Consider the following 466-nt stretch of genomic DNA (forward strand, 5'->3'; position numbering starts at 1 on the left):
GCGGCCATGATGTCGGAGGTGGCCTCGTTGAGGCCGCCGGACTCGCCGCTGTAGATCAGGCCGGCGGTGTGCGAGGTGACGCCGTGGCTCATCTCGTGGGCGGCGACGTCGATGGAGGTGAGCGGCTTCTGGTCGTTCTCGCCGTCGCCGTAGGTCATGCAGAAGCAGGAGTCCTGCCAGAAGGCGTTGACGTAGGAGCTGCCGTAGTGGACGTGGCTGCTCGCGCCGACGCCGTCGCCGCGGATGCCTTCGCGGCCGTGGACGTTGAGGTAGTAGTCCCAGGTGAGGGCGGCGCCGTAGTGGGCGTCGACACCGGCGGTCTGGGCGTTGGAGGGGCTGCCGTTGCCCCAGACGTCGTCGGCGTCGGTGAAGACCGCGTCGCCGTTGTCCTCGTCGTGGGTGGTGTGGCCGCCGCGCTGGTTGTCCTCCATGCGGTAGTTGCCGCTGGAGCCGCTGGTGGTGAGGT

1 pseudogene is annotated in these 466 nt (G+C 69.1%); it reads right to left on the minus strand.

Annotated elements, in window-relative coordinates:
* Positions 1-466 (minus strand): annotated as a pseudogene (locus ACL06G_RS21495) (M4 family metallopeptidase); the annotation flags it as partial.

The sequence above is a fragment of the Streptomyces callyspongiae genome, from assembly GCF_047200695.1.
Taxonomy (GTDB): domain Bacteria; phylum Actinomycetota; class Actinomycetes; order Streptomycetales; family Streptomycetaceae; genus Streptomyces.